This window comes from Flavobacterium cryoconiti (genome assembly GCF_048158645.1).
Lineage (GTDB): Bacteria > Bacteroidota > Bacteroidia > Flavobacteriales > Flavobacteriaceae > Flavobacterium > Flavobacterium cryoconiti.
Window position 1 is genome coordinate 1 of the sequence record NZ_JBLNKW010000001.1, and the last position, 16,589, is coordinate 16,589.

Sequence of the window (16,589 nt, forward strand, 5' to 3'; positions counted from 1 at the left end):
ATCAATTTACCCCGAAATTAGGTGGTCAATTTGGATTGGAAAGTGGTGGTCAATTTGCTCCGGAACTGGTGGTCAATTTACACTGGAAAGTGGTGGTCAATTTGACCGGTTTTTCCACTGAAAGCAAGTATTTTTAGCTAAATGTAGATATGATAAAAATGGCAATTCCATTAAATTTGCAACTTGCTAAAATGTGTGTTAATTGAGATTTTATTCTATTTGTATTTTTCCTGCATATGTTCCATAAGATTTTCCAGAATAATCACCTGTTTTAAAAAAGTCGCATAGAAGTTTAATTACATTATCAATATCTTCATCTGTTTCAAATTGTATTTTACCATCTTTAAAATTTATAGGTGCTTTTTTCTGTTTACCAAGTTTTTCAAGTTTCTTAATGTTTTTTAAAGTGAGAGAACTTAAATTTCCTAATTTTTCTAATTTCATTAATTTTTTGTGGATAGCTACCTTTTTCTCAATGTTATCAATCAGAAGTTTCACGTCTCCAAAACATTCGTGAACAGACATCGATTTTGCGACTTCTTCAGCTCTTTTTTTATATTCTTCTTGTAATCCAACAAGTTGTTCAAAGTAAAATTTCTTAAGTACATAGAAAGTTTCTTCGTAAAAAATACAGTCAATTTGCTTATCTAAATTAACAGTATCGCTCTTTAATAGGGAAAGTGTATTAGTATTAGTGTCGAAGTATGTCCTTATTTGAGAAACTATACTTTTCTTTTCTCCGTCATTTTCTTTTTCAATTCCGACTTTACTAGGAGAAATTTTTCTAAATGTATAAAATGATTTATTACTGTCTAATTCAAATTCGGTGCAATATGCCCATAATGTTTCGTCTTGAAGAATTTCATTAAGGTCTGTTATTTTTTGCGGGCTTCCGTTTAGTTGGTTATAAACTACATCTGAAAATGAACCAATTTTATTTTGCATTTGATATGTAAATAAATGTTCTGTTTCATCAGCAATTACATCATAGTCAAAGAAATTTATATCTTCATTTTCTTCAATCTTTTTAAACTGCTTAACTGAAAGTTCATAAAGATAGTTTCTTACTTCGTTTGTAATTTCTATTTGATAAACCTTGAAGTCAAACTTTTCCAAAACTTTAGCATTTGCTTTAATTCCTTGTTTAAGAATACGAGTAACAAAATACATTTTTAAATTTTCTGAATTCGCTTGGTTAATTACTTCAATAAGTAGAGATTTATCCATAATATATATTTTTCGTTATTAGATTTATTTTAATTTCTTGGTCAATTTCTAAATCGACTTCTTTAGTTATTAAAAGTGCTTTTTTTGATTTGTTTTTTTTATTATATTCAATTTGATATAAGTTATGAGTTATGTTCAATATCGGATTTATTACTATCATATTTGACTTTGTATAGATAAAAAATATGATTATCAAAACAATAAAAATTGATGTAATATCGAATAGGTCATTAGTATCTTGGAAAATGAATGGTATTATATAGGTTGAAATATAACTTATACTTTCACTATTTTTATTTTCAACTTCAATTATTTTTACAATTTCACCGTTTGATTTTTTCTCATCTAAATTTGAGAGTAGAAATTTCAGCCCGATATATCCTAAAATTGAGACAAAAAAAAAGAAGTAACTTAATCCGAATTTTTCTAAAGCAATAAAAAGACTTTCTTTATTAAATCCACTAAAATTTAAAAAGTCAATATTCTGTTTTATTTGTCTAATAATTAGCAATAAAAATAATGGAATATAAGATGTTATAAACAGTACAAATAAGGAAATGTTATTTAGTCTTGTCCTTTTCATTTTTCGAGTTAAAATGTTGGCTAACTTATTAATGTGTGATTCTAACACATATCCAACCAAATTTAGATATGGTAATTGAGGATACTTTTTCAAAAACTAATATACATTTTAATTTTTACAAATCATCAAATGACCATTTTATTTGTTGAATACTTATAAAGTTATAGTAAATCATATATTTCTATGTTTTTACTTCTTAGAAAATACTATTCATTAAAATATCCAAACCCAATTCCATTACCATCTATTTTAAAATGTCATAAGGATTAAGAATTTCGTTTTTCTCTGTATGAGAACGCCAGATTATTTCAGCAATTTTATAAAGAGCATCTTTTATAAGAACTATCTCTTTATCCGTATAAATAATTCCATTTTTATTTAGAAGTTTTTTGCATTTAGTATTTGATAACATTTGTGTTTGATTTAATTAAAAATTAATATTTATCTAAGTGTACTTTCTAAGTGGAAAAATGTCAAAAATTGCTACATTTTGGGTATTTCACAAAACATAACTAACTGATTTACAGTTATAAAAATCAGTACTGATGCTTCTGGCAGGCAAGAGGTGATCGGTTCGAATCCGATATTCTCCACAAAATAAAAACCGTAAATCCTTTTAATTAAGAATTTACGGTTTTTTAGTTTAATAATCTTTCTGCTAGTTTTTCTTTAAAAAACGAAAGCTTTCTTTTCTTGCCTCTAATAGTAATTCATTTTCTTTTTTAACAAAATTCATTTCAATAATTGCTGCTTTTCTGGGCGCTTCGCTTGTACCGCTGAAATGAGTATGAAAAACATACTGTAATTGGTTGTCTTTGTCTAAAAATAAATCGCCGTGCCCGGTTCCGTTTTCTCCAATTAAATTTCGGGATATAATGGGACTCGTTGTCGATTTTTTCCAAGGTCCTAAGGGACTTTTACTGGTTGCGTATCCTACAGCATAATCCGGATTCCTGAAATCATTTGCCGAATAGATTAAATAATACAAACCGTCTTTTTTCAATACTGTAGGGCCTTCAGCAACTGGCCAGTCGGCATTTTGGGTGTTTTCCCATTGTAATTGTGCAGCAATACATTCAGTAAGTGTTTCTGGCTTTATACTTAAAAGGTCATCGTTTAATTCGGCTACAAAAATTCTATTTCCATTTGTAAGTCTAACATGATACAAATATTTTTTACCGTCATCATCTATAAAAACGAAGGGATCAATTTGCTTGACCGGAGCAACTAATGGCTCTTTAGATACATTCTTGAAAGGTCCAAGCGGGCTATCACTTGTTGCAATAGCTATATTTTCATTGGCTGTATAAATCATGTAAAACTGATTGTTATATTTCAATATTTGTGGAGCCCAAAATCCTTGTGAACCATATGCATCTCCTTTTTTGAGTGCAAGACCACCTTGAGCACCAACGGGTCCTTTCCAGTTTTTTTGATCAGAAGAGGTATAGACCTGAAATCCTTCTCCATTTAGTGAGGTGTTTCCAGTTGTTGTTCCGTACAAGTAATAGGTGCCTTCATTATAAAAAATGGTAGGGTCAGCCAAAAAAATATCTTTTAATACAACAGCAGGTGGAGGTGTTATTTTGGTTTCTTCTTCTTTTTGTTGTGAACATGAATTTAAACTTAGTCCTATAAATAGAATGGTGTATAACAAATTCATTTGAGTTGGTTTAGAATTCATTTATTTACGAATTGAAAATTGATAATAAGAAACGGTTTGGTATTTTTTTCCTGGTTTCAAAGTAATCGTTGGGAAATTAGGTTGATTAGGCGCATCCGGAAAATGTTGTGTTTCTAAAGCGAAAGCCGTTCTAAAATCATCTTTTGCCCCAGATTTGAACGTATTTTTACCTTGCATAAAATTCCCGCTGTAAAACTGAATCCCAGGTTCTGCAGTATAAATATCCATAGAAATTCCTGATTGGTCTCCAGTTATATTAGCGGCATGATTCATTCCATCTTTACTATTTCCGGTAAGCACATAATTATGATCATATCCTTTCCCGAATTTTAATTGCTCATTATTAGCCTCAATACGTTCTCCAATAGCATGTTTTTCAAGAAAATCGAAAGGAGTTTGCGCAACGTTTTCCAACTTTCCTGTTGGAATTAAACCTGCATCTACCGGAGTATATTTATTGGCAAATAATTGTAATTCATGATTCAAAATACTTCCACTGCCTTCTCCGTTTAAATTAAAAAAAGCGTGATTGGTCAAATTGACAATCGTTGTTTTATCGGTGGTCGCTTCGTATTCCATTTTTAAGGTTTTATCAGATGTAATGGTGTAGGTTACTTTTACTTGTAAATTACCCGGAAACCCTTGTTCCATATCTGGAGAAGTATAGGTAAAAACTAAAGTATGTTCGTCTGTTTTCTCCGCATTCCAAACCACATCCTGAAAGCCTTTTTTCCCGCCATGCAGCGCATTTTCTCCGTTATTTAAAGGAACATTGTATTCTTTTCCCTCCAAGGTAAATTTCCCCTTTGCGATTCGGTTTCCAACTCTGCCGATGGTAGCTCCAAAATAAGGTTCTGTCGATTTTTGAAATCCGGTAACACTGTTCATTCCAACAACAACATCCGTTAGTTTCCCGTTTTTGTCCGCTAACCATAATCCTACTAATCGTCCCCCGTAATTGGTAAAAGCAGCTTTCAAGCCGTTATTTTCAATCCAATACAATTCCGTATTTTTATTGTCTATTACGGCTTCAAAATTTTTATTTTCTAAAAAATTTGGAGCCGAATCTGTGGTTGTTTCTTGATTCATTTCCTTTTGAGTTGAATTATTGTTTTTATTTTCTTTGCATGAAACTTGAAATACAGCAAGAATAATGACTGTATAAATCTGAATTTTTTTCATCGTTTTAAATTTTATATCGTTTAATTGAAAAAACTATTCGGCAGGAATTTCTAATTTCGTTCCTTCACTAACGGGTTCTCCAAATACAGGAAATCCATTCGCGTCCCAGTTTATTTTTTGCATTCTTGGCGCTCTTTTATTCCCACAGCCTTCTCCGGGATTAGAGTTTGCGTGGTACAAAATCCAGTCTTCTTTTCCGTTTGGAGATTTGAAAAATGAATTGTGTCCGGGAGCAAAAACTTGGTTTTTTACCGATTGTTGAAATAATGGTTTCTCTATTTTTACCCAAGAAGAAGCATCGAGTAAATCGCCATTTCCTTGAAAATGCAATAAACCTAAAGCATAAAAATCAGTCCAACACCCACTGGCGGAATACACAATAAATACCTTCTCATCGTGCATTAAAAACTGTGGTCCTTCATTGACATTTACCTGAGATGGATTATTCGGGTCGTTCAAAGCGCCGTGTGTTTCCCAATCGAATGTTGGTGTTGAAATTAAAACCCGATCACCATCTATTTCGCATGGATTTTTCATCTTGGCAATGTAAATGTTCTGCTGTCCGTTAGTGTCTCCTTCCCATCCTGCCCAAATCATATAAAGATTGTTTTTATAAGAGAATACATTTCCGTCAATAGCCCATTTATCGGTTTTTGCGGCTAATTTTCCTTTAAATTCCCATTTTCCCTGAAAAGGGTCCTCTGATTTATTTTCTAAAACATACATCCTGTGGGTATTGTTATTCCCATTGTCTGCGGCAAAATAGACGTACCATTTGCCATTGACAATATGAAATTCAGGTGCCCAAATATCCCCGGAATAGTCCGTGTTTTTTGGTGCTGTCCAAATGGTTTTGCTCTGCGCATTTTTTAAATCAGCCAAGCTTTTTGTTTTCCATAAAACCAACCGATTTTGCAAGGTATGGGTGTAATAATAATATCCTTTATAATACGTACTGTAAGGATCTGCTCCCGAAGGTAAAATAGGATTGGTAAAGGTTTCTTTTTGCGAATAGGTTTCTGAATTACAACCTGAAACAATTATAATTATAATCAGAATTAAATATTTTTTCATTTCAATAGCATTTAGTTTTAACAAGGCATTCGCTTTTAAAAATTATTATTTTAGAAATATTCAGATTTTACAAAATCTCCTTAATTTATAAACCGAAATTTTCTTGCAGATCTTGCAGATTTATATAGATTTTAAAAGCAAATACCCTATTTGATTAATGATTTATAGCATCAATAACCTCTTTGTTAATAGTTTTTACTTTTTCGAAATCCATTTTATCCACTTTTCTGTCGTACGTCATAAAACCATTTACTTCCCCTTCTACATCAGTAGTTTGAGTGTAAACCGCCGCTGAAAATCCCGCTTTGACTAATTTTTTTAACTCATTGGCATACTTAATATATTCATTGGTTACTTCGGCAGCATTTTTGAATTTTACATATCCCCAATTGTCGTTTGCTCTCCACAAATGACCTTCCAGCGGCAATCCAATTCCGCCATATTCACCAAGAACGGTAATTCGTCGAGCATCATAAAGATACAATTCTGGGCCAGGATAGTGATGCAAATCCAAAATATCTCCTGTTTGAAAGTGATTTCCTCCACTGGATGAATTGACTAATCTGCTTGGATCGTGATTCTTGGTCCACTCCGTAATTTCAACTGTTTTGAATTGTCCCCAAGCTTCATTAAAAGGCACCCAAACTACAATACTTGGATACGAATATAAATGGTCCATAATCTCTTTCCATTCTTTTTTATAAATTTCTTCCGATTTAGGAGTTCTTTGCAATTCAGTTCCTTCAAAATATTTTTTGTCTTGCCATATAGGCTGCTCGTCACCACTTGGCATATCTTGCCATACCAAAATCCCCAGTTCATCACAATGCGTATACCAACGATCTGATTCTACTTTGACATGCTTGCGAATCATATTAAACCCTAATTCTTTGGTTTTGACAATATCATATTTTAAAGCTTCATCAGTTGGGGCCGTATACAATCCGTCTGGCCACCAGCCTTGATCTAATGGGCCATACTGAAAATAGTCCTTGTTGTTTAATTGCATTCTAAGGACACCATTTGCATCTCTTTTAGAGCCAATTTTTCGCATGGCAAAATAACTTTTTACTTGATCGATAATTTTCCCGTTGCTAATCAATTTCACATTGGTTTTGTATAAAAAAGGAGATTCCGGAGACCATAATTTTGGATTATTTAAAACAATTTCTATATTTTCACCAACACTGGCTTTTGCAGTTGCAATTGTTTTTGAATCATCATAAACCGTTACTTCAACTACATCTCCATAACTCGCTCCCGCTACTTCAGGTTTCATATTAATCACATTCTGATCAATATTTGGAGTAGTTTTAATGGTTGTAATATTCTTTTTATTTACAGGTTCGATCCAAACCGTCTGCCAGATTCCCGTAACCGGTGTGTACCAGATTCCTTCCGGGCTTTTAACTTGTTTTCCTCTTGGTTGTGGTCCATCATTGGAAGGATCCCAAACTTTTACCGTCAATTGCTGTGTTTTTCCGGTTATAAAAGGTGTTATATCAAAAGAAAATGGAGTATATCCGCCAGTATGGGAACCGATTTTAACGCCATTTAACCACACTTCTGTTTTCCAGTCGACTGCGCCAAAATGCAGTATAATATTCTGGCCTTTCCAATTGGATTCTAAAGTAAAACTCGTGTTATACCAAAGTTCATTTTTAGCACCAACTTCTTTCATCACACCAGATAAACTGGATTCTACCGCAAAAGGCACCAGAATTTGACCGTCATATTTTACAGGAGCTGATTTCCCAACTTCTTGAATAGCATAATTCCATAATCCGTTAAGGTTTTTCCATTCCTTGCGTTCCATTATCGGGCGGGGATATTCTGGGAGTACCTGTTTAGGATTTACTTTATTAGCCCATTCAGTTTTGATTTTTTCTCCAGCCGGTTTCCATTGCGCGGATAGAGACAATCCTAAGCATAAAAAGAGAATTACTGTTGCATTTTTTTTCATTTGTATCTAATTTATTTTATGAGCACACATCACTAAAATTGATGTGTTATTTTTCAATTTCTGTTACTAAATAAATTACCAGACTATTTAAATAGTCTGGTAATTCCCAAAAAACTAACCTAATCAACCACCTTAATGTGAATTCTTTAACCATTAAAAATTCACCGGTTTTTTAAATTTCTTTATATATTAATTAGCCAACTTTAAAGTGGACCAAGAATACGGTTTATCATTTATATTGGTTGCAATACCTTCTATATAACTATTTATTCCTTTCTCTCTAAGTTCCATGTTGCAACCCATTCTTGTTTGTTTTGCAGGCATTCCACCTAATATTATCCAAGGTATTTTGGCTTCTATTCGATAGCCATTTGTAGTTTTGACTGTAGTTGTTACAATTCCTTGCGGACTTTCTAATTTTTTCCATTTGCTATTTTCTCCCTCATACATTGAAAAAATAGCGGATTGTCCTAATTCCAGTTTAAAAATAGAATTTCCAGGAGCTATTAAATTTTTATTCTTAGGGTCTAAATACAAATTCAAACCATCACTTCCAGTTAAAGCATCGGTACTTACAATTTGGCCGTCTTTTACTTGGGCAAAAACATATAAAAACGCTGCGTCATACGCAAAATTAGCTTCTAATTGTGTGTTGCTTTTTTGACCAATAAAAACAGGACTTTCTTTTTGCCAAACCGTTTCATTGTTCAATCCATCAATTACAGCAGTTTCTTTCGCAGCATTAATTTCAGGTAAAACATGCCCTTTAATCATCCAAATTTGTGATGAATTTGAAAATTGATTTGTGGTAGTTAAAGCAACAACGGTATCGTCTTCCAAAACAGTAATGCTGTTCCACAAAGCTGATTTTCCACTGGAAAGTATAAACGGAGTAGATTTTCTGTTGAAATTTTTAGCGTCAGCTGTACCAATAACCACTTTCATATCGGCATTATTAATGTCGTTTGTTGTCCTGTCTTCGGTTCCTTGGTAGGACATTAAAACTTCTCCCGTGCTGATTTGTGACAGATACGGAGCGCCCGCATAAATTCCGTTACCCAACACTTCTCCCAAAGCATAATTTCTGTTCTTGCTATTTGTATCAACTGTTTGTTTCCAGTTTTCTGTAATGGAATTTCGAATGATATACGGTTTAAACTGATTATCAACACCATTATCTTCAATAGAAAAAACAATTTCTGTTTCGTTTTTTAATAGAATCGGAGACGGCATTCCATCTCTTTTTCCGGTTCTAAAACTTACAATTTCTGGCGTTGCTGACCATGTTAATCCATTATCCGAAGAACGAATGAGGGAGATATTTTGCTCATTCGAATTGCGGTACACATTTTCATTGGAAAAAAACAATTGAATTTCGCCACTTGGAATTTGTAACGCAGAAGGTTCCCAACAGCCGTTTTCAAACTCAGAACTGGCTCCATACACGATTTGATTTTCTTTCCAAGTCAAGCCTCCGTCATAACTTTTAATCGTATTGACAGAAAATTTTTCGGTGTTGTCCCCACCAACAATTGGTCTTGGATTATAACAAATCAAAATAGAATTATCTTTTAATTGTAAAATATCCGGCGTGGTCATATTCACCGAAGCATTCCCGGAAACTACTTTAATGGGTTCACTCCAAGTGCTCCCAAAATCAGTACTTTTTTTAACCAAAATTGCTCCGCCGGATTCATAAGTGCAGATTAATTTCTTGTCATTTAATTGTACTAATCTGGCGTATCCATTGTAATCACTGCTATTTTTATCCGAAACTTGAGTTAAAGAATTATAATCCCAAGCGATTCTGATACCTTCCACAGCTGGTTTGGATGCAATGTTTTCTACAACCGGTTTTTCATCAATCACATTTGGAGAATCACTACAGGAAAGTAACGGGATGAAAATAAGCCCCAGAAACGCATAATTTATTTTTCTCATTTTTTACTTTTTGGGATTCGATTCTGTTTTGGTTAAACCAAATTTTTGTACCAAACTGTCATATTCTTTTGTGGAAATAGAAATCATGCAACCGTGTCTTGCTTTTTCAGGCAAACTGTATTTATCCCAATCACTATAAAAAGTATATCCCGATGCCTGAAACCAAGGACCATTTAAATTATCTGAAATGGATAATCCATAAGAAACTCCCGGATATTGCTCGTAATACATATACCAAATTTTATCATCCGGTGATGGAATCAACATAGGCGCTTCCCTAAAATTCGGACTGATTGATTCCTGAGGCAAGGAATAAGGACCTAATAACGATTTTGATTTAGCAATTCGGATGGTTTTTCCCGTTGTCCAATATAAAGTTGGGTAGGTTTCATCTTTTAAAATGGCGTAATAAGAATCCCCCACTTTTCTGATGAAGACATCAATCGTTCCCATATCCCAATCAAACAATCTGTTTGGAGTGCCTTCAAATATTTTTAAATCTTTTGACAACACATAAAGTGTTCTTTGACTTGCCCAATACGCTTCTGGATCTTCTTTAGAGCCTTGTTTGTGAGGCGTGTGCCATGTTAGCATAAACTTTGCGGAGTCTTTGTCGTAATATAATTTTGGAGCGCCTATTCTTTGCAATGCGTTGGAATAATCAGGAGTGCTTTTTAAATCTGGCGCATAAACAGCGTGTTTTTTCCAAGTAATCAAATCATCAGAAACCCATATATTAATTTCTGGTGACTCATCGCTGGTATTTCCTGCTATATAATATTTGCCGTCCGGACCTTTGCAAATATCCGGGTGTCCTTGATATTCCGGAAAAACTCTTTTTCCGTTGTTTAAATTAGTCCAATGCAAGCCATCAAGACTTACAGAATAATACAGTCTTCCGTAATCCGTATGCGTCATATGCGCAAACAAATAGGCCTCGTTCTTCGGTTTTGAACCGTTTTGTACTTGTCCCGGCGGATTAGGTTGCTGCGCAAATAATGCTGTTTCTAACACTAAAACTGCAATTAAAAAAAGCGTATTTAGGATTCTGTTTTTCATTCTTTTTGTATTATAACCCTATTTTAATAAATCAAAATAGGGTTAGTTTTTAACTTGTTCTATTTCTTATAAGCCTCAGAAGTCATTTTTTTAATAAAATCGGTTTCTGATTTTTTATAAGGTGTACCGTCTGTATTGAATACTTCGTGAAACCATACAGGTGGAGCAGAAGTGTATTTTTTAGTCCAGCTATCCCAAGGGAATTTAGTCTGTGATTTTCCATCAACTAAACCCCAATTGATCATAGCAATTTTATTTTCTTTTGCAATTGGCAAAAATCCTTCGAATGTACTTCCATTAGGACGTGCCATATATTCAGTGCACAACATTGGTTTTCCATAACGTTTTAATTCATTGATACGTTTTATGAAATCTTTAGGTTTATCATAACAATGAAAAGAAATCACATCCGATTGGTCTAATTGTAATTTAAAAATGGGTTTTAGATTCGCCTCTGTCCAATCGCCTGCCCAAACACCTGAGGTAAGTGGTTGTGAAGGGTTACTTTCTCTGGCCCATTCGAATACTTTTCCCAAAAGATTGTATACTAAATCAACTTTGTTAGCGATTTCAACCTTTTCATAAGAAGGACCTGTCATGTTATCTGGCTCATTCCAAACATCCCAACCCAATATTCTTTGATCATCTTTGAAATGAGCAACTGTTTCCTTTACGTATTTTTCTAAACGTGGATATTCTTTTGCGTCTGACAAAGCTTTTTGCCCTGGGCTTTGTACCCATCCTGAATTATGGACAAATGGTTTTGGAGCTCTTTGTTTTCCTAATTCTGGGAAGGGATCCCAACAAGAATCAAAAAGTACAAATAAAATTTTTATATGATGTTTATCGGCAATTTCTAAAAAAGTATCCATTCGTTCATAAAGACCTTCTGCATCTTGTTTGTGCAATAAGTCATGCAAATAAACACGCATGGTATTCATTCCTATTTGCTCAGCCCAACCTAATTCTTGATCTATTCTTTTAGGATCAAAAGTTTCCTTTTGCCACATTTCCAGTTGATTTATGGCTGTGCTCGGGTTATAATTAGATCCTACAAGCCACGGTTGTTTAGCATACCATGAATTTGCCTGTTCTTTTGTCCAAATTTCTCTTTTATCTACAGATTGTTCTGCTTGATTTTTTTTATTATTCTCTTCTGAATTGGTTTTGGATTTATTACAACTAAGTAATAGCATCCCAACCAACATAAATGCCAGATACAGTTTCGTTTTTTTCATTATAAATTTTCTTAATTTGAACAAGTCTGCATTAATTTTTAGGGAATGATTCTACGTTCATTCCCTAAAAAATTAAAAGTTAGTATTCCGGATGTTGACTTAAATTAGGGTTATTATCAACTTCTACTTGAGGAATTGGTAATCTTTGATTTTTTCCAACAACAAAGTTTTTAAAATCAGGATCACGTAATGAAATTTTATCCACAGAAGCTTGAGTGTCTAAATCTCCCCAACGTTTTAAATCTTCCCAACGAACACTTTCGCCAGCTAATTCTAAAACTCTTTCCATTTTTAATTGTTCCAAGAATTTAGTTTTATCATTTCCAATTTCAGGATGCGCAGCTGCTAACGTTCCTATTTTTACACGAGCTCTTACCATGTCTACATATTGGTAGGCACCAGCAGTATTACCCGTTTCATTCAAGACTTCAGCATAACGTAATAAAATATCTGCATAGCGAATTAATCGGTAGTTTACTTGACTGTAATAATCTTCATTATCTCTGTAATAATCTCTACTGCCTTTTCTGAACCAAGCTTCATTTGCTCCCCATTGCCAAGTTTTATTGTATGTTTTGTCTCCAAAATCAGCTAATAAATCAGGATAAAACAAAGTGTATTTTAATCGAATATCTAAACCACCGTCTTTGTTTTTTTCTTTTTTGAAAGCGTCAACTAACCAAAATCTTGCTTGTCCGTCTGACCATCCGATACTTCTTGGGGCAAAAAATTGAGCACGATTACTGGAAACGGCCGCACTTGGACCTTCGTCAGTTCCGCCTTTTCTTTGGTCTCCAAACTGAATTTCAAAAACAGACTCACTGTTGTTTTCATTTTCAGCGGTAAAATTATCTCTGTAATTAGCTACCAAACTGTATTTTGCACCAGCACCTGTAATTAAATATTCTAAAGCTGTTTTTGCTTCCGTCCATTTGCGTTGTTGCATATACACTTTTGCAAGCATTCCTTTTGCAGCACCTTTGTCTGGTCTTCCTGTTTGATCGCCCGCCCATTCAGTAGGTAAATCAGTATAAGCATCATTTAAGTCTTTTTCTATTTGTGCCCAAACTTCCGTGATGTTTTTTTGCTCTGGACGATCATTTGGTGTTGATGGCTCTAAAACGATTGGAATATTTTCCCAAAGTATAGCAGCATAATAATAGTGTAATGCTCTTAAAAATTTTGCTTCAGCTAAAATTTTCTTTTTATCATCTTCATTTTTGAATTCGATTTTTGGAACATTGGCAAGAACCTGGTTGCATCTAAAAATGGCTTTGTAAGTATCTCTCCAAGTTACGCTGTTTCCTTCCCAGAAGTTATAATTGATGTAATTAAATCTGGTCCAGTCTGCTAATTCTATCCACGGACTTTGGCTGAAACCTTCATCGGATGTTAGATCCAGACGAAAGTAAATCCATCTTGCCCACAAACCATCTTTGTAAAACATGGCATAAACAGAGTTTATTCCTGCTTGTGCATCACTTTCTGTAGCCCAATACTGACCTGTTGTTAGCGTATTTGGGTTGTTAAGTTCCAATTCATTATCACATGAAGACAAGGATAGGAGATTGAGAAAAACTACAGTTATTAAAAATATTTTTTTCATTATGCTATTTTTTTAAATTAAAAACTAAATTCCACGCCGAATGAATAGGTTTTCAGGTTTGGAAAAGAACCTATATCTACACCTCTTTCAAAAATATTACCATTACTGAACTCAGGATCTAGCCCCAGATATTTTGTAATTGTAATTACGTTTTGTGCAGATAAAGAAAATCTGGCGCTTGTAAGACCCACTTTATGTAAAAGATTTTCAGGTAGGTTATAGCCAAATCCGATATATTTAAGTCTGATAAAATCGCCGCTTTCTAAAAAACGATCACTATCACCTCTAGCATTTAAAGTAGTTCCTTTTACAATTCTAGGGAAATCAGTGTTTGGATTTTCAGGAGTCCAAGGATGAATTCCTGTTCTGTAGTTACTGTCATCATCAAAACGGTCAACCGTACTTCTGAATCCGTTATAAACAGTTGCTCCATGAGAACCAATCCAGTTCATAGAGAAATCAAAACCTTTGTAAGAAGCTCCGGCATTGAAACCCATTTCAAACTCTGGCCATGGACTGCCTACAATGTCTTTGTCTTCATTTGTAATTTCTCCATCGTCATTTACATCTTTAAATCGAATGTCACCAGGTTTTGCATTTGGCATAATTACAGTTCCGGCTGAATTCACATAGCTTTGAATTTCTGCTTGATTTTGGAACAATCCGTCGGTTTGTAGCATATACCACATTCCTACAGCACTTCCTGCCTTTGTAATTGTATTTCCTTGAATGCTTTCATTTTGTCCGTTACCAAGAGAAACTAATTTATTGTTTAGTTTGGTAAAATTTATGGATGCATTGAATGAAAAATCATTTATTTTTTTGCTGTAGCTTAAATCCAATTCGAATCCTTTATTCTCTACTGTTGCCGCATTTGAAATAGGATTTCCTCCATCATTACCTGTGGTCATCAATATTGGGAATCCAAATAAAACATCTTCAGTACGGGCAACAAAATAATCTGCTGTTAAGCGTAAAGAGCTATCAAGCATTCCTAAATCTATCCCGACATTGGTTTGTTTTAATTTTTCCCAACGCAATTCATCATTTGCTAATCTCACTTGTGTAGCTGATGGATATAAAGTTTGGCCATCTCCAAGGACAATAGCACCAAAAGTGTTTATGAAACCTTGGTATTCATAATTTCCAATATTTCCGCTACCTAATTCACCATAACTGGCTCTTAATTTCAAATCATTAATGAATTTTGATTTAAAAAATGATTCGTTACTCACTCTCCATCCTAAAGAAGCCGATGGAAAATTCCCCCATTTATTGGCGTCGCTAAATTTTGAAGAACCATCACGTCTGAAAACTGCATTAAATAAATAGCGATCATCGTAGTTGTATTCCAATCTTCCCAAATAAGAAGCTAATGCGGCTTCGTTTCTAAATCCGCCAACTTCTGCTTGATTTCCTAAATCTAAAACATCAAAATATTCACCTGTACTTGGATTAATCAAAAGATTTCTTTTTGTACCATATATTTGGTTGTAATTGTCTTTTTGAAATGTTTGACCTGCCAAAACCGTAATATCATGTTTGCCAAATTCTTTTTTGAAAGTCAATGTATTTTCAAATAATTTAGTTTCTGAACGGCCTTTATTTTGGTTGATAAACGATTGTTCGAAAGGCTGATTTAAAGTCCAATTCCCTAATTTTCTAATAAAGTTATGACTGTCAAAACTGGTTTCGTATCCAAAATTAAAGCGATACTTTAAAAAAGAAGCCAGTTTTAGTTCAGACCATAAATTCCCTCTAATTCTGAAATTTTCATTTTTAGTGTCTAATAAATTGGCAAGTGCAATTGGATTTGTTCCAAAAGTATTTGCTACACCTTGTTTCCCGTAACCATAACCTCCTGGATTATCTTGATCATAAACAGGAATCGTTGGAAATAATCGGTAAGCATCGATTATCGGATTACCGGACATTTCATCAGTTCTTGAGTTACTGATAGCTAAGTTCTCACCAATGCTAAAAATTCCTTTTGTACCGCTTGAATTTACTCTAAAAGAAACACGATTAAAATCAGTTGAGATTACAGTTCCTTCATTTCCAAAATAGTTTGCTGAGATGAAAAAAGTGGAATTATCACCGCCTCCTGAAAAACTGGCGTTATAATCCTGAAGCAATCCTTGTTTAAAAATCTCTTTTTGCCAATCCGTATTTACGCCAAGGTTTAAGTTTTGTCTCGGAATACCAGCATTATCATAGGCTTGGAAATTGAATTTCGAAAATTCTTCTGTTCCCATCAAATCATATTTTGGCATCGTTGAAAAACTTGTTTTAGAGGAAACTTCAATTTTCAAAGGACCTTTTTTACCTTTTTTAGTTGTGATAATAATTACCCCGTTAGCAGCTCTGGAACCATAAATGGCAGCAGCAGATGCATCTTTTAAAACCTGAATGGTTTCAATGTCGTTTGGATTAAAATCTCTGTTAGCTGTAGTAATTAAACCATCAACAACATAAAGAGGATTCGTGTTTTGAAGATTTTTAAGTCCACGAATTTCAATACTGGCTTCTTGTCCAGGTCTTCCTCCACCTCGAACTTTAACCCCTGTCACTAAGCCTTGTAAGCCTTCGGCCATTGTAGTGACTTGTCTTTTTTGAATTTCGCCCGCTTTAACGACAGAAATAGCTCCCGTTAAATCTTTCTTTTGCTGTGAGCCGTAACCTACAAGAACTACTTCGTCTAAGGCAACTGCACTTTCTTCGATTGAAATATTAATTGTTTGCTGATTATTTACAGCTATCTCTTTTGTTTTGTATCCTTGGTAAGAAACTATAAGTGTTTGATTTGATTTAGCAGTAATGGAAAAATTTCCGTCAAAATCTGTCACTGCGCCATTTTGTGTATTCTTTACAAGAACATTGGCAAAAGGAACAGGATCTCCGTGAAGAGCAGATGTTATTTTTCCCGTAATTTTAATTTGCTCTTGAGCATACCCTTTTTGTAGCAGTAAGCTAAAAAAAAGTAAGAGGCAATATCTCTTCTTTAAAATTTGGTTGATTTTTGTTTTCATTGA

The 16,589-nt window shown here is 34.0% G+C and carries 12 protein-coding genes; all 12 read right to left on the reverse strand.

Features of this window, described 5'->3' with window-relative positions; genetic code table 11:
* Positions 1-210: 210 nt before the first annotated feature.
* The 12 genes from ACM55H_RS00005 to ACM55H_RS00060 all read right to left on the reverse strand — a co-directional run bounded on the left by ACM55H_RS00005 (position 211) and on the right by ACM55H_RS00060 (position 16,586).
* Positions 211-1,227 (reverse strand): Kiwa anti-phage protein KwaB-like domain-containing protein, encoded by a 1,017-nt coding sequence (locus ACM55H_RS00005; RefSeq protein ID WP_416834547.1) that lies wholly within the window; start codon positions 1,225-1,227, stop codon positions 211-213.
* A complete protein-coding gene (locus tag ACM55H_RS00010) occupies positions 1,220-1,903 on the reverse strand; it encodes a hypothetical protein (RefSeq protein ID WP_416834548.1) in 684 nt (227 codons plus the stop codon). The genes ACM55H_RS00005 and ACM55H_RS00010 overlap by 8 nt, the downstream gene beginning before the upstream one ends.
* Positions 1,904-2,054: 151 nt before the next feature.
* Positions 2,055-2,222, reverse strand: coding sequence for a hypothetical protein (locus tag ACM55H_RS00015; protein ID WP_416834549.1), 168 nt, complete (start codon positions 2,220-2,222; stop codon positions 2,055-2,057).
* A 246-nt stretch (positions 2,223-2,468) separates the two neighbouring features.
* Positions 2,469-3,494, reverse strand: coding sequence for a glycoside hydrolase family 43 protein (locus ACM55H_RS00020; RefSeq protein WP_416834550.1), 1,026 nt, complete (start codon positions 3,492-3,494; stop codon positions 2,469-2,471).
* Positions 3,495-4,676 (reverse strand): aldose epimerase family protein, encoded by a 1,182-nt coding sequence (locus ACM55H_RS00025; RefSeq protein ID WP_416834551.1) that lies wholly within the window; start codon positions 4,674-4,676, stop codon positions 3,495-3,497. It abuts the gene before it with no gap.
* 33 nt (positions 4,677-4,709) lie between these two features.
* The gene (locus tag ACM55H_RS00030) at positions 4,710-5,750 is read right to left on the reverse strand and encodes a glycoside hydrolase family 43 protein (protein WP_416834552.1); all 1,041 of its coding nucleotides are present in this window, start codon (positions 5,748-5,750) and stop codon (positions 4,710-4,712) included.
* A gap of 154 nt (positions 5,751-5,904) precedes the next feature.
* Positions 5,905-7,713 (reverse strand): glycoside hydrolase family 2 protein, encoded by a 1,809-nt coding sequence (locus ACM55H_RS00035; protein ID WP_416834553.1) that lies wholly within the window; start codon positions 7,711-7,713, stop codon positions 5,905-5,907.
* Positions 7,714-7,902: 189 nt separating this feature from the next.
* Positions 7,903-9,654, reverse strand: a complete 1,752-nt coding sequence (locus ACM55H_RS00040; protein ID WP_416834554.1) for a sugar-binding protein — start codon at positions 9,652-9,654, stop codon at positions 7,903-7,905.
* A gap of 3 nt (positions 9,655-9,657) precedes the next feature.
* Positions 9,658-10,713 (reverse strand): glycoside hydrolase family 43 protein, encoded by a 1,056-nt coding sequence (locus ACM55H_RS00045; protein WP_416834555.1) that lies wholly within the window; start codon positions 10,711-10,713, stop codon positions 9,658-9,660.
* A gap of 59 nt (positions 10,714-10,772) precedes the next feature.
* A complete protein-coding gene (locus tag ACM55H_RS00050) occupies positions 10,773-11,951 on the reverse strand; it encodes a glycoside hydrolase 5 family protein (protein WP_416834556.1) in 1,179 nt (392 codons plus the stop codon).
* A gap of 79 nt (positions 11,952-12,030) precedes the next feature.
* Positions 12,031-13,557: a RagB/SusD family nutrient uptake outer membrane protein gene (locus ACM55H_RS00055; protein WP_416834557.1), complete on the reverse strand. Its 1,527-nt coding sequence runs from the start codon at positions 13,555-13,557 to the stop codon at positions 12,031-12,033.
* A 17-nt stretch (positions 13,558-13,574) separates the two neighbouring features.
* On the reverse strand, positions 13,575-16,586 hold the full coding sequence (locus ACM55H_RS00060) for a SusC/RagA family TonB-linked outer membrane protein (RefSeq protein WP_416834558.1): 3,012 nt from the start codon (positions 16,584-16,586) through the stop codon (positions 13,575-13,577).
* Positions 16,587-16,589: the final 3 nt, after the last annotated feature.